This is a genomic window from Paenibacillus sp. PvR098 (assembly GCF_017833255.1).
GTDB lineage: Bacteria > Bacillota > Bacilli > Paenibacillales > NBRC-103111 > Paenibacillus_G.
This window is the reverse complement of record NZ_JAFIBU010000001.1, coordinates 159,859-181,091: the sequence shown is the minus strand read 5'-3', so window position 1 is coordinate 181,091 and position 21,233 is coordinate 159,859. Positions and strand designations below refer to the sequence as shown.

The following is a 21,233-nucleotide window of genomic DNA, read 5'->3' as shown; positions in this document are numbered from 1 at the left end:
GCATTCACATGGTCTCCAATGAAATTCGGCTGCCTTGGCCACCCGGCTCTGGGGGATATACTATAAGCCGTCGTGGAAGACGAGCCCTTAGCTCAGGCACATGGCTGATGACACCAACCGTCAGCTTGTCCGTATGCAGCTTTTCGAGCGCTGTGATTACCGTATCCAACAGCTCCTGATCCAGGGTGCCGAAGCCTTCGTCAAGGAAGAAAAATTCAAGCGGATGCTCGCCCTTGAGCTGAATTTGTGTCGAAAGGGCCAGCGCAAGCGATAACGAAGTCAAGAACGTTTCGCCACCTGAGAGCGTAGTCACAGGTCTGCGCACCCCTCCGTTCGCATCGTCACGAATAACAAAGCCGCCCCCGGAATCCACCTCGATTGCGTATTTTTGCCGGGTTAACTGTCCTAATCGATCGGAAGCCGAGCGGCTGACATGCATAAGCTGCTCCTCGGCCAGATATTCGACGAATGCGTTGCCGCGAAGCACGCTCTGCAGCTTACCGAGCAGCGCCAGTTCGCTGCGGTAAGACGCCTGCTTCGATTCCAGCTCGCGCCAGCGCTGGTGCTTGGCCTGCAAATCCTCCCAATCCCTCTCCGCCTTGGCCGTCGTCTGCAGCGCAGCTTCATCTTCAGCCTTGCATTGACTGAGCTCGCGCTCTACCTCTGTCCACGCTTCATCCGTGACCGCCCTTCCCGCCAGCTCAAGATCGAGCTCCGCAAGGCGTGAGGCCAGCTGGTGCTCCAGCTTGCCGTGTTCTTCCACCTCGGAGCTCCACTGCCGCTGCTGCTCGGGGGAGATGAGGGCATCCGTCACTTCCTTGACCGTGGAAAAACCTTCTTCAGATGATTGCTGAACCCATTCACGTTCGGATTCTTCAAAAGCCAGTCGCGCCGATTCCTCCGCCTGACGGACAGCCGCTTCGCTGCTAGCCGCCGCTTGATATCCGGATTGCGATGCTTCCAGCTGCTTTGTCGTCCGTTGCTCCTCGGTACGCAGTGCATTCAGCTTGGCCTGCGTTTCGGAGGCCAAGCGTCCTGCGTCTTCGCTGCCAACCCAAGCATGAAGCCGCTCCGCCTGGACGTCTACCTGCTGCTGCAATGCTCGCTGCTCTGCGGCAATCCGGATCTCTTGCTTCTCCTGGTCACCCAGCTCCTGCTGCAGCTGCTCGATACGCGCGTGCTTAGCCGACAAAAATTCCACGCTTTTTTCTAATCGGCCTTTGAGCTCATCCGCCTGCTGATCCTGCTGCTTCAACCGCTCCGCTAAACCGGCAACGTCCTCCGGCTTAAAGTCCGGAAACCTGTCGGACCACCCGGTGCCAAGCGTTTGGAGCGAACGGAGCGTCTCCGCCGCTTTATGCGACCCCGAATCATACAAGCTCCGGGCCGTATGCTCCCTTGCTCCCAGATCATGTCTCTGCTTGACCAGCTGCTTTTTCTCCTGCAGCAGTGTCTGAAGAGCTTGCTGAAGCTCCTGCGCTTCCTGGCGGCCAAGCTCCAGTTCTTTCGTTGACATGTCCAGCACGAGTCGAAGCTGCTCAGTGGAAATTGGCGTTCCTTCTGTGAACGAATCAGCGAGTGCCGCAGCCGCTTCGTTCTGAGCGAACAGCATATCACCCTCGCCCTGCCGCCCTTCGTCATCAGAGGCCAGACGCCATTGCTGCTCCATGGATTGCAGAGCGTGCAGCTGTTGGCGCAGGTCAAGCTGCCGCCCCCGGGCTTCGTCCTGCTGCCGCTCCAGCTGAGCTACAGCCTCATCCTGAATGTTATCGCGGCTCTCCGCGGTGGATAATCCCCCACGCTCCAAAACGGGCTTCGGATGAACCGAGGAGCCGCACACCAGACAAGCCTCACCCTCATGCAAATGAATCGCCAGCACTTCCGCCATCGCCGTTAGTTCGGCCTGCTTTTGCATGCTCTTCAGCCTGACGATTTGTTCGGGGATTTTACCCTGCATCGCTGAAAGCTTTTGTTCCGTTTGATGGCATGCCGTATGTAAAGAAGACAGCCGTTCGAACCAGGCAGCTCCTCTCCCCGCCCATTCACGCTCCGTTTGCCCGAGCGTTTCCAGCGATTTCCTCAGCTGCTCCAGCTCGATTTGCCGGCTTGCCAGCTCTGCGTGCTGTTCCCCGTTCTGTTTCGCAAGCCGGTCGAGCTCACGCTTCTCCTGCAGCGCCTCCTGCAGCCGCTCTCTGTATGCGCTGGACACCTCGACAAGCTTCAACTCATCCTTGAGCTGCGCCTGCCGCTGCAGCGCCTTCTCGCGCAGCTCGGTCTCGCGCGCTTGCTCCGCACGCAGGCCCGCGAGCTCCGCCTGGCGCAGCTCGGCCTCGGCGGCCAGCGCGGCGAGCCGCTCGCGGCTTTGCGCGAGCTCGGCCGCGAGCGCCGCCGCCTGGCGCAGCTGCTCGAGGCGCGCAGCCAGCGGCGCCTCCTGCGCGGCCAGCGCCTCGCGCGCAGCGGCCTGCGCTGCCTGCGCCTGCGCCAGCGCGCCCTGCGCGTCGCCTAGCGCCTGCGCCGCAGCGGCTGCGGCCGAGCGCTGCTGCGCGAGCTGCACCTCGGCGGCGGCGAGCCGGCGCACCAGCGGACGCAGCCGCTCGGCCTGCGCCGCACGCGCTAGGCGTCCGGCGAGCGCCGCCACGTGCGGCGCCTGCGCGGCCTGCGCTGCCTGACGCGCAGCGACTGTGGCGCGCTCGCGCTGAAGCTCGCGCACGGTGCGCAGCTCGGCGGCGCGCAGCTCGCAGGCGGCCAGGCGCTCACGCAGCACGCCAGCCGCCGAGCGCGCTTCACTAAGCCGCGTCTCCGCTTGCGCCAGCGCCAACTCCGAGGCGTCGCCTAAGCCCTGCTGCTCCGCCTGGAGCTCCTTGATCGCCGCGTCCGTCTCCTTATGACGCCCAGAAGTCTTGCCGCTGAGCCTGTCTCCGTATGGCTCCAGATGAAACAAGCGCTGCAGCATCGCCCGCCGGTCCTTGCCGGCGAGCGTCAGGAACTCAGCAAACTTCCCCTGCGGCAGCACAACCGCACGGGTAAAATCCGCCATCGACAAGCCCAGGATCTCTTGTATATGCTGGTTGACTTCTCCCGCTTTATCGGCCAGCACAAGGGATTCGCCATCCCGGTATTGGATCAAACGACACAGGCTGCCCAGCACAGAAACTTCCCCGTTCCGCTTAAATTGACGGTCTACCCGGTAACGCATGGCACCGTTAGCGGAGCCCAGCTCGAAGGTGAACGAGACGGACAGCGTCTGCTCCGCCTGATTCATAATGGCCTGCGTACCGCCGGGAGCGCGCTCCACCTTACCGAAAAGCGCCAGCGTAATCGCATCAAGCAGAGTCGATTTGCCGCTGCCCGTCGGTCCGAAAATGCCGAATACCCCTGCGCCCGTAAGCGCGGTGAAATCAATCTCCTGCGCTTCCCGATAGCTCTGAAGTCCGGCGATTTGCAATTGAATCGGCCGCATGCCGAAGCCTCCTTTTTGTTCAAATCTAACGAACCCTGCTGCACTTGAACAACCGATGCTCGCTCAACGATCTATATTTACACTGCCTCGTCCTCTTCCAAAGCCAACAGCTCCATAAACAAACGAACCAGCTCCGGCTCAGGCTGCGCGCCGCCGGTTTGCCGCTCGTAAAACCGCCGGAACAGCTCGTCCATGGGCAGCTTTGATGCGGAAACGGCCTCCATTGCCTCTTGCTGAAGCTCCGGATAAACCGGACGGATGTGAATAAACCCCTCGCGTGCCAGACGAAGCTGATGAATTTGTTCAAGGGACATCGTCTCTTGAAGATGTACTTCCAGATCGATCCAGGCGTTCGCGTCTTTCCCCTCATCTAACCAACGGTGAACTTCAGAGAGTCCCCCTTTGGCCTTCCATTCCACCAAAGGGCGGCCGCAGGATAGATATATCTCCTCCACCAGCGGGACCGAACCCGGCTTTATATCAAGCACGGTCACCGATTTGGCTTGTCCCGCTTCAGAGAAGCTGTACGCCAGCGGCGAGCCGCTGTAACGCATCATCGTCTCCGAGCGGATGTACTGCGGACGGTGCAGATGGCCGAGCGCTACGTACTGCGCCCCAGCCGTCAACGCTTCCGTATCGACCGTGTAGGCGCCGCCTACCTGGATCGGCCGTTCGGAGTCGGTTTCTTTGCCGCCCAGAACGTACAGATGGCTCATCAGTAAATTGACCGTGTCTTTCCGGTAATGCTTCGCCTGCTCCTGCACGATATGCTTCACGCGCTCCGAGTACGCGAAACGCAGCAGCCCTTCCTCCGCCTCCTCGGACAACAGCTCGCGAAGGCGTGATTCAGACGGATAAGGGAGCGCAAACAAGACCGCGGTTTCCCCCGTTCGCTTGACAGCCGCATGATGCACCCTCGCCTCCGGAAGGCCGACTAACGTCACGCCCAAGTCCAACGCAAGCGGAGCGGCCGCTGCCAGCCGGTCGGGATGATCGTGGTTCCCTGAGATGACATACACCGGCCGACTCCCCTGATCGGAGAGTCTGGCCAATGCATCGTAAAACAGCTGCTCGGCAGCGGCAGGCGGATTGACCGAATCATAGATATCCCCTGCAAGCAGCACTAAATCAATCTGCTGATCCTTTACTATCGCCGCCAGCTCATCGATAAAAGCTTCCTGCTCCGGCAGCCGGCTTCTTCCCTCTAACGTCTTGCCGAAATGCCAATCCGCCGTATGCAATATCCGCATGCCCATCCTCCTTCATAGCTGCACCACATGAGCTCCGTCAAATAAAAAGATGTATTTTCCAATGACCGGTCTTTTCCAAACTGTCTCCACGGCCCTTGCATATAAGTCAAGCTGCATCCGGTACGTCTCTGCCACACGGTGAGGCGAAGCCCCCTTCAAGCGATCCGTCTTGTAATCGAGCAGAACAAGACCATCTTCCTCGTCAATCAAGCAGTCGATCACCCCTTGCAGCATGACTGTTTCCTCCGACATGCCCCCCTGCTCAGCGCCATACACATCCTGCGCTGGCAGTCCGAAGCTGAACGGCACCTCCCGGTGCACCCGTTTGGCTTGAAGCAGCCGCTGTCCAAGCTCGCTGCGGAAGAACGATACAATCACCGCCGGGTCCACCAGAGACTGCTGCTCTACGGTCAGCAGCTCCCGCGACACCATGCCGGCAAGCGTTTCCCGAACGTCCTCCTCCGACGGCTGACGATCCAGCGGAATATGCTGCATGACGGAGTGAAACACCGTGCCTCGCTCTGCCGCATTCAGCTCCCTCTGCTCCATGAAACGAGGTCTTCGGACAATCATTCGCCGGAATGCCGTCTGACCGGTTCCAGAACCTTCCTTTTGACTGGACGCCTGTTCTGGCTCCGTGCCTGGCCATAGGGTCGCTGCAGGCTCATCCGACAACAGTTCAAGCAGCTTATGATGCTCGGACAGCCGCTTGAGCTCCGTTACCGATGTTTTGGACAAGAGAAGCGTGGCATCCTTTTGGGTATAGTCCCATGACAACCGCCTCCACACTTCATGCTCCCACTGCTCGGTATCGTCCACCGGCTCCAAGCGAACCACGGACTGCCACCGTGAGTCGGCAGGACTCATCCCAGCGGCTGCCTGCGCCATACCGGCGAACAGCTCCGGCATGATGAGACGCACTCTCCACTCGGAAGATTCATCCTTCAAAATCGAATGATCCGGTTCTAGGATGCCCGCTCCATCTCGAAGCGGTGCTCCGTCCGGGTGACGTATCATCGCGGGGCCGATCCAATCCAGATAGCACTTGGCTTTGGCCAGCGCATCATCCGGAAGCTCCAGGCGGTCATGCAGAACAAACCGGCTCCAAGCCTTAAGCTGTTTTTCAAGCCCTTTGACCGAAGCAACCAGGATCAGCTTCTCCCTCGCGCGGGTGAGCGCCACATACAGCACACGCATTTCCTCGGCAAGCATCTCCATTTGGATTTTGCGCTTGATGGCGAGCCACGGCAGCGTCGGATAGCTAACGCGAGTCTTCGGGTCGGTCAGCTTCGGACCGAAGCCGAGCTCCTTGTGCAGCAGGAAGCTGTCCGTCAAATCCCGGCGATTAAATTGCTTTGCCATTCCGGCAACGAATACGACCGGGAACTCCAAGCCTTTGCTTTTGTGGATCGTCATGATCCTTACGACATCTTCTTGCTCTCCCAACGCTCTGGCGGTGCCCAGATCGCCTCCGCTTTTCTGCATGCGTTCAACAAACCGCAAAAAACGGAACAAGCCCCTAAAGGATGTCGCCTCGTATTGGCGTGACCGATCGTACAGCGCACGCAGGTTCGCTTGACGCTGCTGTCCGCCCGGCAGTCCGCCCACAAAATCAAAATAGCCTGTTTTCCGATAGATGTCCCAGATCAGGTCTGCCAGCGATCCCTGCTGCGCCATCAATCTCCAGTGCTTTAACTGTTCAAGGAAAGACCTTAATTTGTGTTGAATCTCGGACTTCCGGACAAACGCGCCTTCGTCATCGCAAGATGGTTTCAAGCCGCCTTGACCCGGTAAATCGTCCCCTCCCTCCGTCTCCGCTTCATCTTTTCGGGCGTACGCTCTCACCGCATCGAAAAAAGCACCGTGACGGCTGCATATCCGTACATGAGCCAGCTCCTCGTTATCCATCCCCACGATTGGCGAGCGAAGCACCGAGGCCAGAGGAATATCCTGATACGGATTATCGACGATCTTGAGCAGCGACAAAACGACTTGAATCTCCGTTGCCGTAAAATAACCGGTATTCAGCTCCGCATAGGCCGGGATGCCCTGCTGCCGGAGCTCCTCGATCAGCACAGGAGCCCACTGCTGAGTGGCGCGAAGCAGAATGACAAAATCCCGGAAATCTGCCGGCCGCAGTCCTTTCACGGATTTATCGAACACCTGAAACCGTTCGCCGCCATCCATCCCCATCATGCGGCAAATCTGCTGTGCAATATACCGGGCTTCCAACTGCGCCGCCTCTAGCTCACGCACGTTTTCTGCCTCATCCTCAGAAGCGCTGTCTGTCTCCGATACGTTGTCCGTCTCCGTTACCCTTTCGCCTTCCGGCTTCTGGCCCGGCGCGCTCTCGTCATAGGGCGTCCTATCAATGAGAACAAGCTCGGAGGCCAGCTCGAAGCTCCCTTTCTCCGCTTCCGGATATCCCGCGCCATATACGAGCTCCGCTCTTTCATCATAGGCGATTTCACCCACGGTCTCATTCATCAGCTGGCGGAAAATATAATTCGTACCGTCCACCACTTGGCGTCGGCTGCGGAAGTTACGGGCCAAATCAATGCGTCTGCCCGGATCCGTTCCGTCCAGCTTAAAGCTTTTATATTTTTCCTGAAACAAACTCGGCTCCGCCAAACGAAACCGATATATGCTTTGCTTCACATCGCCGACCATAAACCGGTTACCGGGAGCCTCCCGCGATATCAGCTCGACAATCGCCTCCTGCACGCGGTTCGTATCCTGATATTCGTCAAGCAAGGCTTCGACGAACTGCTCCCGATATTCCAAAGCCGCTTGAGAAGGCACCGGGGCTCCCGGAGAGGATTGTTCCGAGCTTAGGATGCGCAGGCAGTAATGCTCCAGATCGGCGAAATCGACGAGACCTTTGGCCAGCTTGGCCTTCCGGTACCGATCAGCAAACTCGATCACCAAATCTGCAAGAGTCCTCATGAGCGGAGCCATCGTTCTCAGCTCCTCATCATACTGTTCCGGCGTTCGCCCAAACAGCTCCTCCTTCAGGTCTCCCAGCCTCTCTTTGGCCTCATTACGAAGCTCTTTCACCTGCTCCTGCAGCTCTTTGTCGTACTGATCTCCTTTGCAGGGCTTCAGCTTCCCGAAGCTTGCCCCCTGAAGCGCTTGATAAAGGCGCTCCCAGGATGATCCATTTGCGGCTTCAAGCAGCGATTCAATGATACTCATATCGTCATTCAAATTTCCCAAATACGGTTCGGGTCCGGCGGGTTCCTGGGCTGTACGTAAGGCATCTTGAAGTAAAGCGGACAACCCCTGCAGTTCCAGCCGGATATACGCCCGCAAGCTGGGCATCCACGGATTCTCCGCTAGTGCCGAACAATCCTCGAATTTTCGTACACTTTCTTCAAGCCAATGCTGCGGCCAAGGGTGGCTGCGGGAATCGTCGTACAGCCGCTGCACCAACTGAAAAAGCGCATCGTCGCTTTTATCACCGCTGAATGCATCCGCCAACCGCCAGAAAGGATCTTCTTCGGCAGCATCTCCATATCGCTCTTCAAGAAGCTCCTCAAGCAAATCTTGACGCAGCAGCGCGCTTTCTGTTTCGTTCGCAATGCGAAACCCCGGATCCAAGCCGATTAGCTGATAATGCTTTTGAATAACTTCCATGCAAAACGAATGCAGCGTCGTAATCGATGCTCTGGGTATAAGGGCCAATTGACGCCGAAGGTGATCGGAATCGGGATTGGCCGTGAGCGCTTTTTCCAGAGCTTCGCTGATCCGGTGACGCATCTCCGCAGCCGCTGCTTTGGTGAATGTAGCCACAAGCAGCCGATCCACATCGATCGGATCTTTTTCATCGGAAATGCGCCGGATAATCCGCTCTACGAGTACGGCCGTTTTGCCGGAACCGGCGGCGGCGGCCACCAGGATGGAATGCCCGTGAACGGAGATCGCGTTCCATTGGTCATCCGTCCAAGTGCTGCCCTCAGGCTTTGGAAACGTTACAGTCATCAGGTCTCTCCTCCATCGTTTTCTTTACGGCCGGACGTGGAATTCAACTCGTCTTCTGTGAGAGCGTCCGATTCGTCTTCCGTTGAAGCTGCGATCTCCAGTGCGGCAAGCGGCAGGATTCGGGACGCCGCCGGCCTAAAACCTGAAACAGACCCGCGCCGTTTCGGTTCAGCCTGTTTCTCCATCAGCTCCCACACCAAATCTTTGCCTATCGGAGGCAGCACCTTATAATCGTTGCCTTCCAGCTGCGTGTCGAACTGGCATACCGACCTGTAGGAGCAGTTGGTGCAGGCGATTGACTGCCCCATTCGATAGGGTTCAATATCGATGCGCCCATCCGTCATGGACGTGCCGATCTCGCGTATGGTTCGTCTAACATAGCCTCTAACCGTATTCCACTGCGCTTCCGATGCAACAGAAGAAGTTTTATAGAAGCTGCCGTCCGTTTTGAGCGCTGCCGGCAGCAGCTCGGAATGCCCGCTTGCCCCGATCAGACTGCTATCCATGAGCCCGATCACCTCCGGATCAGCTTTAAGCAGCCCTTTCATTTTGAAGCGTTTCTTCAGCTCCTTATCGATCTGTTCGACAGTCAGTCCGTTTTTGGCATTCAATATCGGATTGTGTACATGAAAATAAAGGACTCCGGCGGGCTCCGCTTCTTTGCCCAGCCATATCGGCGCGTGCGTCAGGATCACATCCAAATAGGTAAGCATTTGCAGGGAAAGCCCGTAATACACTTCGGCCATGTTCAGCATTTTGGCGCTTGATTTATAATCGATCACCCTCAGCAGCGTTCCCTGCTCGGTATCCGCGCGATCGATCCGGTCGATCCTTCCGCGAAGCTCCATACGAACTCCGTTATTCAGCTCGTAAATCAGCGGCGGAATCGGCTGCCCGTTTCCGAAGCCGATCTCGAGTCCGATCGGGCGGAATTGCCCACGCTTGGCATGCTCTCCCAGCATCAAGGCGGCCCGGCTAATCACCTGCTTCAGCTTGCGGGCAATATACAAATACCTTTTGGAGCTGAGAAGAATTTCGCCCTGCAGCTTAGGCGCAAGCGCATCGACCACCAGCGCGGCGCGCTCTTCGCTCTCCCTGGCAGTGAGCGCCCCCCAATCCACTCCCTCCATCTCCACTTGCTCCGCAAACTTGCTCAAGGCCGCATGAAACAACTGCCCTACGTCGGGTGCCTCCAACCGGAAAATGCGGCGTTCCTTCAGCCGCAGCCCATGAGAAGCGAATTGGGAGAATGGACAAGCGACAAACCGTTCCATCCGCGACACGCTGGTTTCGATATGTTCTCCGTACAGCTGCCTGCTGGTCGGATCGCTTAAAGCCGGTGCCTTATTCGTATACAGCAGCGATTGAATCATTCGGGAAAGCTTCCAGCCGAATTCCGGCTGCCGGGCAAACCAATTGTATACGGACCACCATACCCCGCTCATGGGGGAACCCTGCATCCACTGCTTTAATTGCACAACCAGCAGCGATAGCGCTTTGTCCGAATGCGCCACATATTCGAGCTGCTCGCCGGAGGATGCATCCGAAGCCGGATCATTAAACAAGAGCCGCTCCCGAGTGTGCGGAAACAACCGCTTGATTTGCCGGATCACATCGGAAGGAAGCAGCGATTTCCCTTCTTCATCGGCCAAAGGATAGCTGAGCCATAATCCGTCTGACGGAGTGCAGAACGCGCAGTAGATCAAGAACGACTCATCAAGCAGCCGTCTTCGGCTTCCTTCAGCAGTCTGAAGACCCGCCGAACCGAGCCTCTCCCGTTCCGCTTCCGTCAGCACGCCGCTTTCAGTAATTTTGGCGGGCATGACGCCTTCATTCACCCCGAGTACAAACATGTGCTTCACCCGTCCGGAACGGGTTCGGTCCATCGACCCGATCAACACCTGATCCAATGTCGGAGGAACAAGACCGAGCTTGATGCTCTCAAACCCTGTTTGGATCAACTCCGCGAATAAGTCCAGTGATGTGGACTGCTCCCCCATCAGCTCGGCAAGCTGATCGAACACATCCATGATCCGCTCCCATACCTGTGCGTGCTCCCTGGCTTTTTCCGGTTCACCGCACCGCAGTGACGCCTGACTCCACGCTTCCAGCCGTTCAGGCACTTGAAGCCTGATAAGCAGTTCGTATACCGCTCGTACGCGGTCTTGTACCGTTGTTTTCTCACGCAGCTTGTTTTGCAGCTCCATAAGCGGCTCGGCTACCGCCCTGCGACAGGCATTGATTTTAGTCAAAAAAGCCTCGTCAGCAGCTCGTGCTTCCGCTTCATCCTGCTCCAGGTTCGTTCTATTGGAGTAGGTCCAATCCTTCGGATCTGTCCATTTGGAGCCTTGAATGCCGAAGGCCAATACATAGTTTTCCAACTGATCCATTGCGAGACGGTCGATCCGCAGCTTCCCTCCCTGAGGGTCCCTTTCCTCAGCAAACGGCAGGAACAAGCCTGTTTTGACGCATCGAAAAACGGCATCATATTTCCAATAATTGAGCACTGTCTCGAGTGCCGAGCGAATCAGCTCCACCACCGGATGATGCATCACCGAACGCTTCTGGTCGAAGAAATGGGGGATGCCGTAATCACGGAACGTTCCGGCCAGCAGATCACCGTAAGCTTCCACGCTTCGGACGGAGACGGAAATATCGCGCCAACGCAGCCCTCCATCACGCACAAGCTTCACGATATCCCGGGCTAATCCCTCCACCTCGGCCCTTCGGCTTACCGCTGCGGAGATCCGGACGGACGAACCTCCGTTAACCTCCCCTTTGTCGGTGAATGGCTTCTTGACCCGATCTCCCCAATGCGCTTCCAGATAAGCGAGCATCGGATTGTCCCCAAACCGTGCAGGAGGGGAGTCTGAAAGCACAATATGCTCCGCTACATCGACCGCTTGCTGCCGCAGCCGCTCCTGAAGCTCCAGCATGGTGCGTGCCGTGGGATGGAATAAATCTAGCTCATAAAGACCTTCCCCATTCAAGTAAGGCCGATCGAGACATAGCGTTAGCGTCACATTCCTTGCCCTCTGCGCAAGCTGCTCCAGTACCGCGAATTCCTGCGGCGTAAACCCGTGAAACCCGTCTACCCAGCACTCGGCATCATGTACATAATCCGATTCGCCAAGCTGCTTGGCAAGCAAGGTCAAATAATCTTCTCCGTCCAAGTAAAGCTTTGACAGCTCCATTTCAAAATCGCCATAGATCAACTGCAGATCGTGCAGCTTATCCTCCAATGAACCGCCTGAAGCACTGAGGGAGCCGAAACGCTCCGAATAAAACCGGCTGAGGCCTTCAGACGTTACACAGTAGCGCTTGAATTCGCTGAACAGTTGATTCAAATTGTCCAGAAACCCCATTTGATCCGCAGAAGCTTGAAATCGGCGCAGCCGATCCTTGTTTCTATGTATAACGCGGTGAAGCAGCAACTTTTTCCCCGTTTCATCAATCGGAAGACGAGCCGTGCCCCCGACCTCTTGCATCACCCGCCAGGCCAACCGGCGAAAACTAAGAACCTGCGCCCGAAGCGTTCCCCCAAGCTCAGGTGCGGATACAAGCGCATACTCCGCCTGAAACGTCGCCTGCTCCGGCACAAGCCATATCAGCGGTCTCCCCTCCGGCTTCTCCATGAGCCTTTGTTTGATTTCATTTAGACAAAATGTCGTTTTCCCGCTCCCGGCACGGCCAAGCACAAAACGAAAAGCCATGATCGCTTCCTCCGTTCCGTATCATTTACATTAACTCTATTATTCTACCAAAAATCCGCACTTGATGGGAAAAGGTAGGTTTTGGTCATTATAACATTTTTCAAAACAGGAACAAACGTTCTAAATGTGAACAACTATTGAACCTGCATGCCAAATTCCAGCTACATGTTCCTAAAGAGGAGAAAAACAGCGTAAAACCTCGAAATCATAAGATTATGGACTATGACTTACGTTTTCATTGGTTTTCATTGCCAATGATTGTCGCTTTCATGGAGGTATATCAGCTTTGTCAAATGGTGTTGCATACAAGATAATAAAGATACAATATTTACAAGGAGGTCATTTCAAATGATTAAATTTTTCACTTCTTTTATCGACTATTTCGCAGAAGTAAAAACCGAAACCTACCGATTATTAGACCAGCATGGGTTATCAGACCACGATTAAGAAGTTCACAATGATATAGAAGGAGGTAATTCAAATGATTAAATTTATCACTTCTTTTATTGATTATATCGTAGAGGTAAGACATGAAACTTATAAATTATTAGATAAGCATGGATTATCAGACAACGATTAAGAAGATACTCCAGCCCCCATTTTTATGATCTAATGAATGAGGTGATATGGTGGATTTAGGTTATGTAGTTTGACACCCTGTTCGTTCCCAATATGGAATGAGCAGGTTTTTTTTGCGTAAAAATGAGCTAACTGCACCAAAAAAGACGATACCCCCACAGGATATCGCCCTTCTGTTTACTGGTCACTTCTATTGTATTGAATACAGAGTACTGTCCGTCAATCCGTCATCCACACCGTTTTGTCCGCTGCAGGTCTCCGCTTGCCTTCCGGCTGTGGCATATCCGGAATCCCCATGTACAGCAGTCCGACCATTTCTTCCTTATCGGTCAGCTTGAAGGCTTGCTTCATCCGCGCGTGGTACATCGGTTCGCCGGAGCGCCAGATCGCTCCAAGGCCCAGAGCATGTACCGTCAAGAGCATATTTTGCACGGCGGCATGCACTGCAGCAAATTCTTCGATTTGAATAACACCCTTAGCATCCGTTGGCGAAACAACGACAGCGATCACGACCGGTGCGCGGAACGCCTTGGCGGCTTGCTTCGCCCGCAATCCCTCCAAATCCTCCTTCGTGAGCTGCGGAGCTTTATCCGACACTATATCAGCATAGGCATCAGCCAGCACCTGCCGCCCTTTGCCCGTCATGACAAAGAAACGCCACGGCTCAGTTCCATGATGACTTGGGGCCCAGTTCCCCGCCTCCAGCACCTCTTCGATTTGCTCCCTGGAGATCGGATCCTGCTTCACCCGTCCGACACTCCGTCGGCCCTGAATCGCTTCCTCCAAACGCATGCTTCCCATCATCCGACACCTCTCCTCATTGAACGGCATCTTAACACTGTAAAACATGTACTCGGTTATCGCTTGCTCCGCACTTCAAAAATAGCAAATTTTAAATAATTGCCTTCGTCGACGCCCAAAATTCGCGGATGATCCTTCCCGGCATTGCGGAATTCAATCAAACGAAGCGTCTTGCCCGCATCCACCGCCGCAGCATGAATCGTCTCCAGAAACAGCTCCGGCTTCATGTGGTACGAGCAGCTGGCTGTTACCAAATAGCCGCCCTCATTCACCAGCTTCATTCCGTGCAGGTTGATGTCTTTGTAGCCTCTGCAGGCTCCTTCCACGGCGCTTCGCGATTTGGCAAAGGCCGGAGGATCCAGAATGACAACATCCCACGTCCTTCCTTTACTCACAAGAGGGACGGAGGTATCCACCTTCCGCCGATCCGCTTGCGCACGTTCCTGCCGAATGTCAAGACCGCGGGACTGCTCGCGCAAATAATCGAACGCATCGGCAACCACGAACTCCACCCGTTCCTCGAATCCGTTGAGCTCCACGTTCCGCTTGGCGGTATCCACCGCATGCTCCGATATATCCAGGCAGGTCACTTTCTTTGCCCCGTAAGCGCAAGCGTTCAGCGTAAAGCTGCCGGTATGCGAGAAGCACTCCAGCACCGTAGCGCCGTCCCAATAAGGAAACGTCACCTCGGTTCCGCTTTTGTTCACGGGAATCCGCTTCACCGTTCCGTCGTCCAACAATTGCTCTCTAAGCTCAATACCGCTTCGCTTGCCCCAGCCCTTCATAAGTGGGGCCAAAGCCGCCCGGTTCTCCCGTTGGTCGAAGAAATAGCCTGTCTTCTGGCCTTGTTCGATATCGACCTCAAGCAGCAGTCCGTTCTCGCGTATGGTTACATGCCGCGGGCATTCGCCATAAAGCAGCCCCTTGCGCTGTGTGAGACCCTCCAGCTCCCGTACCGACACATCGCTGCGTTCATAAATACCTGCCGGCTGCATCACTTCGATCAAAGCGGCGATCATGGCTTCTTTGGCTTCTTCCATGCCCAGCGTCAGTATCTGAACAACCAGCACATCCTCAAATTTATCAACGATCAGGCCCGGCAACAAATCCGCTTCTCCATAGACCAAGCGATAGCTTCGGGCATCTGGAAGGAACCGCTCGCGGTGCTCTTTACACTCCCGTAACCGCCGAATAAAGAAATCCTGGTTTATTTCCTCCAACGGCTCATAAGAAACAACCCGGACCGCAATCTGCGAAGCCGGATTGTAGTAGCCGGCCGCAACAAACTGGCCGGTATGCGTATGTATGGAAGCAAGCCGGCCAGGAACGGCTTCCCCCTCCACCCGTTCGATTTCCGAACGGAATACCCAAGGGTGGCCTTCCTCAAGACGCTTCTTTCTTTTTTTCTGTAAATAAACGACTGCCATAGCTCAAGCCTCCAACAAATTAATAAGACGAAGAGCCCGCAAGCCCTGTCATCAATGCAACACCTGAGCTCGTCCCGAGTCTGGTCGCACCTGCTTCGATCATTTTCATTGCGGTTTCCAGGTCACGAACGCCTCCGGACGCTTTTACTCCGATCGAAGAGGATACGCTCCGGCGCATGAGTGCCACATCCTCAAGCGTCGCTCCGCCTTTCCCAAAGCCGGTTGACGTTTTTACATATTGGGCTCCCGCTTCCTCGGATAGGCGGCAGGCGGCTGTTTTTTGCTCATCCGTCAAAACGCCCGTTTCGAAAATGACCTTGACAATCGCTTGTCCCTCTACAGCTTTTACCACTGCACGGATATCGTCACGGACCGCGTCATGATCGCCTTGTATCAGCTTCCCGATTTGAAGCACCATGTCGATTTCATTAGCTCCTTGTTCAACCGCTTTAGCCGCTTCAAAGGCTTTTACCTTAGTGTCGCTGGCTCCTAGCGGAAATCCGCATACGACGCTGATCTTCACGACGGAATCCTGCAGAAGCTCACGGCAAAGCGGAACCCAAACACCGTTCACGCATACGCTGTAAAACCCGTACTGCTTCGCCTCTTCACAGAGCTTGAGAATCGCATCATGGTCTGCATCCGCTTTAAGCAGCGTATGGTCAATGTAGGAAGGCAATGCTTTCACATCAAATCCGGTCATTTACCTCACCTCATATCCCAGCGCTTCCAGCGCTTTTTTTAGAACCGAATCGTTATTTCCATACCCAGACTGTGTCTGCTGCTGCCAAGCAGTAATCGGATCGAGCCACTCTACACCGCGAATTTCCTCTACTTGGGCCTGCAGCGATCCACCCGTTGCCTCTACCAAATAATAGTGTACCTCTTTATCCACTAAGCCTACGCCGGACAACGTAAATTGATACGTAATTTTCTCCAGCGGCTGCACAATCGTGCCGATGATCCCCGTTTCCTCAGCAATTTCGCGGAGGGCGGTTTGTTCGATCGTCTCGCCGGGCTCCATCTTCCCTTTAGGCAGCGTTATTTTACCGTACCGGTCCTGAATCATTTGCACCTGCAAGTCATCCCCGAGCTTGCGGAACACGACGCCTCCGGCCGAAATTTCCTTCATCGACCTCACCCTTTCTCATAGCTAGAAATGGAAAGGACTTCATCGGAAACTTGCGCTCCCGACGAAATCCTCTCCTTTTTATCCTATACGATAGCCTTGGCTGCTTGTCCAGGGATGGTTTCAGCAGCGTTCGCTCCAGACGGCTTTCTTGAGGACGAGCTTACGGCAACCGTCTCCGGCGCGCGGACGATTTGGCCGCGGCATTCGTTGACTCCGGCTTCGGTAATCTTAACCCGGCATACCTGACCGATCCACTCCTCGCTGCCCTCGAACACGACTTGAATATAATTGTCCGAATAGCCCATGATCAGGCCGCTGCCCGGCTGTCCCTTGTAGTCGCGCTCAGGGATGACCTCCAGCACGCTGCCCACAAATTGCTTGGCATAATCCAACTGCATGTGCTCCGACAAATCAATGAGCTCATGCACTCGTTTGTTTTTGATTTCTTCGTCGACTTGATCCTCCATCCGGGCTGCCGGCGTACCGGTCCGTTTGGAGTACGGAAATACGTGCATTTCCGAGAATTTCATTTCTTGCATGAAACGGTATCCGTTGCGGAACATCTCTTCCGTTTCCCCCGGGAAGCCTACAATTACGTCCGTCGTGATTGCAACCCCCGGCATAATGCGGTGAATGTGCTCGATTTTTTGCGCAAACTGTTCCGTCGTATATTTTCTGCGCATCCGCCCCAGTACGTCGTTATCTCCGGCTTGCAGCGGAATATGCAGGTGACGGCACATTTTGTCCGACTTTTGCAATACTTCCAGCACCTCGTCAGTGATTTGGCTTGCTTCGATGGAGCTGATGCGAATGCGCTTCAGGCCTTCTACCTTGTCCAAATCCCAAAGCAGCTTGGCCAGGCTATAATCCTCCATATCCTCACCGTAACCACCCGTGTGAATACCCGTTAGCACGATCTCCTGATATCCGGCATCGACCAGCATACGGGCTTGATGAAGCACGCTTTGAGGCTCGCGGCTGCGCATTAGACCGCGCGACCATGGAATGATACAGAAGGTGCAGAAATTATTGCAGCCCTCTTGAATTTTGAGAAAAGCGCGTGTGCGATCGGCAAAATCCGGCACGTCGAGCTCCTCGAACGTACGGGTTTTCATGATGTTGCGCACGGCATTAATCGGCTGGCGTTCCTGCTCCAGCTGTTTCACGTAAGGCATAATTTTGTCCCGGTCCTGCGTCCCGATCACCAGATCGACTCCTGGAATCGCCAAAATTTCGGCAGGAGATGTTTGTGCATAGCAGCCCGTTACCGCTACGATCGCCTCCGGATTTCTGCGGATCGCACGCCGGATCATTTGACGGCTTTTTTTATCTCCTGTATTCGTAACCGTACAACTGTTGATGACATATACGTCAGCGGTCGATTCAAAATCAACCTGCTCGTATCCATCCTGCTTAAACAGCTGCCAGATCGCTTCCGTATCATAAAAGTTGACTTTACAGCCCAGTGTGTGAAAAGCGACTGTCGCCATGTTACTCTTCTCCTCCCATCTCTCCGGTTTCGTATAAAATACACGTGAGTCCGACCATCGCGGCCGTCTCCGTTCGAAGTATGCGTTTGCCCAGGCTGACGGCGCGGCAGCCTGCCGCTTCCGCCTCCTCCGCTTCCCGCTCGCTGAACCCGCCTTCGGGTCCGATCATGAGCAGCAGCTTCAGGCGGCGGCTCACATCCTGGCGTGACGAAACGGCCTGCCGGATCTGACCTCGAAGCTCCTGAACGCTTTGCTTTTCATAGCATATCCAGGCCGCATCCGCTTCTTCTGCAAGACGCAGCAATTCCTTCCAGGATAACACTGATTCCACTGCCGGCACGCGATTGCGATGAGCCTGCTCTGCGGCTTCCTTGGCGATCTTTTGCCAACGCTCGAGCCGCTTTCCTTCCTTCTTGCTGTCCAATTGTACAACGGTTCGCTCAGACACGAAGGGAATAAACCCAGCCGCCCCGATCTCCGTTCCCTTCTGAATCACGAGCTCCATCTTGTCGCTTTTCGGCAAGCTTTGCGCCACCCAAACATCGACGGCAGGCTCATTATCCATGGGAAGCCTTTCGATTACGTCGGCAACGACCTGCTGAGGCTCCACTACCCTCAGCCGCACTAAAGCTTCGCGGTCTATTCCGTCGCTCACTATACATGTATCACCCGGCTTCGACCGCATCACACGTGTCAAATGGTGGGCGTCGTCACCGGTTATGTTTACCGTCTCGTCCGTGAACTGATCCGGCTGAATGAAATATCTTTGCATGTTTATCCGTCACTTCCGCCAAAATAAGTCTGACCGCTTATACATAAAGTAGAAACGGTCATCCTTCATCATACACTTTTTTTGCTCCAAAAACCAGTATAGTTAGCAAAAAGGCACCACGTTACCATATAGGCTCTTATCAACAAGCTAGCTTCCGAATATCAGGCTGACCACCGACCGAAAGAATTCGAGAATCGGAGTTTGCAGCGCGAAGATCGGCCCCAGCGTCACCCTGCGAATCGGCTCAATGAAGAACATCAGCAGGATCGCGAAAAACAGCCACTGCTCATACGGCTTCACTTTCATCAAAATGCTGCGCGGCAGCAGATCTTCTATAATGCGGTAGCCATCGAGCGGCGGGAAAGGAATGAGGTTCAGTATGAACAAAAAGACGTTCTGTGTCACCATCAGCGTCAAAAAAAGATTGATCGCCATGCTGATGCCGGATGACATTCCGGCCAGCAGATTGAACTGGTGCACAGCGTACAGAATGATCAAGCTGATAAATCCAAGCACCAGGTTGCTGAACGGCCCCGCAAAGGATACGATAATGCCCATTCTTCTCGGGTATTTAAAGTTACTGCGGTTCACGAGCACGGGTTTGGCCCAGCCAATCCCTATGATAAGAAAGAAGATCATACCGAGCCAATCCAAATGCACGCGCGGATTGAGCGTTAAGCGCCCCATCGAACGTGGGGTCGAATCTCCGAATCTGTCGGCAAAATAGGCATGAGAGAACTCATGTACGGAAAAAGCGATCAGCAGCACCAGGAAAACGAAGGGCATCTGCTCGACATTGAAAGCTAAGAACGAATTCCAGTCCACTCTCGCTCACCTACGGCTTTCTTGCGATGAGCACGACCCAATCCTGATCCTCATGACGCTCCGTCATGACAAAACCGGCGGCCGTCAAAGCCTCCTCCACCGACTCCTGCTTCGCTTTAATTATGCCGGATACGATGTAGCTTCCACCCGATTCCAGCACTTCATACACATCGTCAACGAACATCAAAATAATTTCCGCCAGAATGTTAGCAACAACCACCTGTACAGGCAGCTTCACCCCAAGCGGACCTTCTGCACTATTGGAGCGGCTCTCATTGATCACCTGAAGCAAATCGCTCAGCTTCACAGTAATTTGCTGGTCCAACCCATTCAACCTGACATTCTCCGTTGCGCTGTAGACGGCGACAGGATCGAGATCCAGCGCGAGCACGTGACCTGCTCCCAGCTTGGCCGCGGCAATCGCCAGCACGCCGGAGCCTGTTCCGACATCAATCACGTCTTCTCCGCCTTCAATGACGCCTTCGAGCGTCTTTAGACAAAGCGCGGTTGTAGCATGCGTTCCCGTACCGAACGCCATGCCTGGATCAAGCTCTAAGATCAGCTCGTCCGGTCCGGGTATGTAATCCTCCCAGGTCGGCTTGATCGTCAACCGGTCAGTGATGCGAAGCGGCTTAAAGTACTGCTTCCAGGCATCAGCCCAGTCTTCGTCATCTACGTCCTTCAGCTCATACGTTGGTTCGCCGGTATCGATATCGTATCCGCTCAGCAGCTCCACGGAAAGCTTCAGCTCCCGCAGAATGACCTCCATATCCGTACCTTCGGAAAAATACCCCTTAATGACGGCGCGTCCTTCGGGAATATTGTTCAGCGGATGCTCGTACAACTGTCCAAATGAGGTATCCCTCTGCTTGTTCAGCGTGCCCGACTCCTCAATTGATACTCCGCCGGCTCCCAGCTCATGTATAAAATTCGAGATCATTTCGATCGCTTCTTCGGTTGTGTGAACCGTCACTTCATGCCATCGCATTAACTTATCCAGCCTCCATTCGGTAAAAAAGCACATTACGCCTATTGTACAACAATTCCTGATACGGGTAAAACTTTATGTAGAAAAGAGCCTCAGCCGTTATTTTAAAAAATAAAAAAGTTTAATTCGAAGTCCTTTCGATGAAGAACCATTCTATCATTATAAAAAGCCGGTGTCCTGTTCGGACGCCGACTCTCTAATTCAGCCTACGGTGTGCCCCCGCCATCGTGTATGACGCGGAGAGCCTGTTCATATACGCTCTCATCCACTACTGCGGCGAGTACGATATCCCTGCCGGTCGGGCCTGATTCGGCTCCGCCCGCCATGCCGCTGGCGTCTACGTCCGCAGCGGCCAGCACAGCCGCATCGCGGCTATTGAAGTCGGCGCTTTGCGTCAAGTACCCCAGTCCCGGAAAATCGCTAGTGATCGGGTTCATGATGTGATCGACACCATCCCCGGGATATTTGCCGAATCGGTCAACGGATACGTCAATGGCACGCAGCGCTTTCAGCTTAGAAGCGACCCCTTCCGCTTCCTCCGGCGAGTGAAAATAGGCAAGTATGCTTCTCTCGGACATCGCGCTACCCTCGATCCTTTTCCTGACGGCTGTCGGCTGCTTCGGCGCGGCGGTTGGCCTCCATGTCTTCGGCATCTGCCAGCTCGCTTGAGAATTCAACGTCCTCGTTTTTGGCTATGGGCAGTTCATTTTGTGCATTGTTCTTTGCATTCATGTGTAATACCTCCTGTCCAATAGTAGGTGATCGCTTGACACAATGAAATTAGTTTCAACTTCCGAACTCCTAAATATACAAAA

Annotated in this window: 14 protein-coding genes; all 14 read right to left on the bottom strand. The window is 54.8% G+C overall.

Annotation, left to right across the window (positions count from 1 at the left end; translation table 11 throughout):
* Positions 1–4: 4 nt before the first annotated feature.
* On the bottom strand, positions 5–3,460 hold the full coding sequence (locus JOE45_RS00850) for an AAA family ATPase (RefSeq protein WP_210021984.1): 3,456 nt from the start codon (positions 3,458–3,460) through the stop codon (positions 5–7).
* A 77-nt stretch (positions 3,461–3,537) separates the two neighbouring features.
* On the bottom strand, positions 3,538–4,710 hold the full coding sequence (locus JOE45_RS00845) for an exonuclease SbcCD subunit D (RefSeq protein ID WP_210021985.1): 1,173 nt from the start codon (positions 4,708–4,710) through the stop codon (positions 3,538–3,540).
* Positions 4,711–4,722: 12 nt separating this feature from the next.
* Positions 4,723–8,691: a helicase-exonuclease AddAB subunit AddA gene (gene addA, locus JOE45_RS00840; protein WP_210021986.1), complete on the bottom strand. Its 3,969-nt coding sequence runs from the start codon at positions 8,689–8,691 to the stop codon at positions 4,723–4,725.
* Positions 8,691–12,404 (bottom strand): helicase-exonuclease AddAB subunit AddB, encoded by a 3,714-nt coding sequence (gene addB / locus JOE45_RS00835; protein ID WP_210021988.1) that lies wholly within the window; start codon positions 12,402–12,404, stop codon positions 8,691–8,693. The genes addA and addB overlap by 1 nt, the downstream gene beginning before the upstream one ends.
* Positions 12,405–13,202: 798 nt before the next feature.
* Complete coding sequence (locus JOE45_RS00830; protein WP_210021989.1) at positions 13,203–13,787, bottom strand: nitroreductase family protein; 585 nt, start codon at positions 13,785–13,787, stop codon at positions 13,203–13,205.
* 53 nt (positions 13,788–13,840) lie between these two features.
* Complete coding sequence (locus JOE45_RS00825; protein ID WP_210021991.1) at positions 13,841–15,211, bottom strand: class I SAM-dependent rRNA methyltransferase; 1,371 nt, start codon at positions 15,209–15,211, stop codon at positions 13,841–13,843.
* Between the two features lie 19 nt (positions 15,212–15,230).
* Positions 15,231–15,914 (bottom strand): deoxyribose-phosphate aldolase, encoded by a 684-nt coding sequence (gene deoC / locus JOE45_RS00820; RefSeq protein WP_210021992.1) that lies wholly within the window; start codon positions 15,912–15,914, stop codon positions 15,231–15,233.
* Positions 15,915–16,343 (bottom strand): NUDIX hydrolase, encoded by a 429-nt coding sequence (locus JOE45_RS00815; protein WP_210021993.1) that lies wholly within the window; start codon positions 16,341–16,343, stop codon positions 15,915–15,917.
* 83 nt (positions 16,344–16,426) lie between these two features.
* Positions 16,427–17,833 (bottom strand): tRNA (N(6)-L-threonylcarbamoyladenosine(37)-C(2))-methylthiotransferase MtaB, encoded by a 1,407-nt coding sequence (gene mtaB / locus JOE45_RS00810; RefSeq protein WP_210021994.1) that lies wholly within the window; start codon positions 17,831–17,833, stop codon positions 16,427–16,429.
* A gap of 1 nt (position 17,834) precedes the next feature.
* Positions 17,835–18,605, bottom strand: a complete 771-nt coding sequence (locus JOE45_RS00805) for a 16S rRNA (uracil(1498)-N(3))-methyltransferase (protein WP_210021995.1) — start codon at positions 18,603–18,605, stop codon at positions 17,835–17,837.
* 147 nt (positions 18,606–18,752) lie between these two features.
* On the bottom strand, positions 18,753–19,430 hold the full coding sequence (locus JOE45_RS00800) for a site-2 protease family protein (RefSeq protein ID WP_210021996.1): 678 nt from the start codon (positions 19,428–19,430) through the stop codon (positions 18,753–18,755).
* Between the two features lie 10 nt (positions 19,431–19,440).
* Complete coding sequence (prmA, locus tag JOE45_RS00795; RefSeq protein WP_210021997.1) at positions 19,441–20,418, bottom strand: 50S ribosomal protein L11 methyltransferase; 978 nt, start codon at positions 20,416–20,418, stop codon at positions 19,441–19,443.
* Positions 20,419–20,624: 206 nt separating this feature from the next.
* Complete coding sequence (locus JOE45_RS00790) at positions 20,625–20,996, bottom strand: hypothetical protein (protein ID WP_210021998.1); 372 nt, start codon at positions 20,994–20,996, stop codon at positions 20,625–20,627.
* Positions 20,997–21,000: 4 nt separating this feature from the next.
* Entirely contained in the window at positions 21,001–21,150 is a 150-nt protein-coding gene (locus tag JOE45_RS00785; RefSeq protein WP_210021999.1) for a YfhD family protein, read from the bottom strand.
* Between the last annotated feature and the right edge of the window lie 83 nt (positions 21,151–21,233).

What these genes read in the sequence shown, in the direction of transcription:
- JOE45_RS00850 (WP_210021984.1), bottom strand. Translation starts at nt 3,460, where the DNA reads ATGCGGCCGATTCAATTGCAAATCGCCGGACTTCAGAGCTATCGGGAA.
- JOE45_RS00845 (WP_210021985.1), bottom strand. Translation starts at nt 4,710, where the DNA reads ATGCGGATATTGCATACGGCGGATTGGCATTTCGGCAAGACGTTAGAG.
- addA (WP_210021986.1), bottom strand. Translation starts at nt 8,691, where the DNA reads ATGACTGTAACGTTTCCAAAGCCTGAGGGCAGCACTTGGACGGATGAC.
- addB (WP_210021988.1), bottom strand. Translation starts at nt 12,404, where the DNA reads ATGGCTTTTCGTTTTGTGCTTGGCCGTGCCGGGAGCGGGAAAACGACA.
- JOE45_RS00830 (WP_210021989.1), bottom strand. Translation starts at nt 13,787, where the DNA reads ATGATGGGAAGCATGCGTTTGGAGGAAGCGATTCAGGGCCGACGGAGT.
- JOE45_RS00825 (WP_210021991.1), bottom strand. Translation starts at nt 15,211, where the DNA reads ATGGCAGTCGTTTATTTACAGAAAAAAAGAAAGAAGCGTCTTGAGGAA.
- deoC (WP_210021992.1), bottom strand. Translation starts at nt 15,914, where the DNA reads ATGACCGGATTTGATGTGAAAGCATTGCCTTCCTACATTGACCATACG.
- JOE45_RS00815 (WP_210021993.1), bottom strand. Translation starts at nt 16,343, where the DNA reads ATGAAGGAAATTTCGGCCGGAGGCGTCGTGTTCCGCAAGCTCGGGGAT.
- mtaB (WP_210021994.1), bottom strand. Translation starts at nt 17,833, where the DNA reads ATGGCGACAGTCGCTTTTCACACACTGGGCTGTAAAGTCAACTTTTAT.
- JOE45_RS00805 (WP_210021995.1), bottom strand. Translation starts at nt 18,605, where the DNA reads ATGCAAAGATATTTCATTCAGCCGGATCAGTTCACGGACGAGACGGTA.
- prmA (WP_210021997.1), bottom strand. Translation starts at nt 20,418, where the DNA reads ATGCGATGGCATGAAGTGACGGTTCACACAACCGAAGAAGCGATCGAA.
- JOE45_RS00790 (WP_210021998.1), bottom strand. Translation starts at nt 20,996, where the DNA reads ATGTCCGAGAGAAGCATACTTGCCTATTTTCACTCGCCGGAGGAAGCG.
- JOE45_RS00785 (WP_210021999.1), bottom strand. Translation starts at nt 21,150, where the DNA reads ATGAATGCAAAGAACAATGCACAAAATGAACTGCCCATAGCCAAAAAC.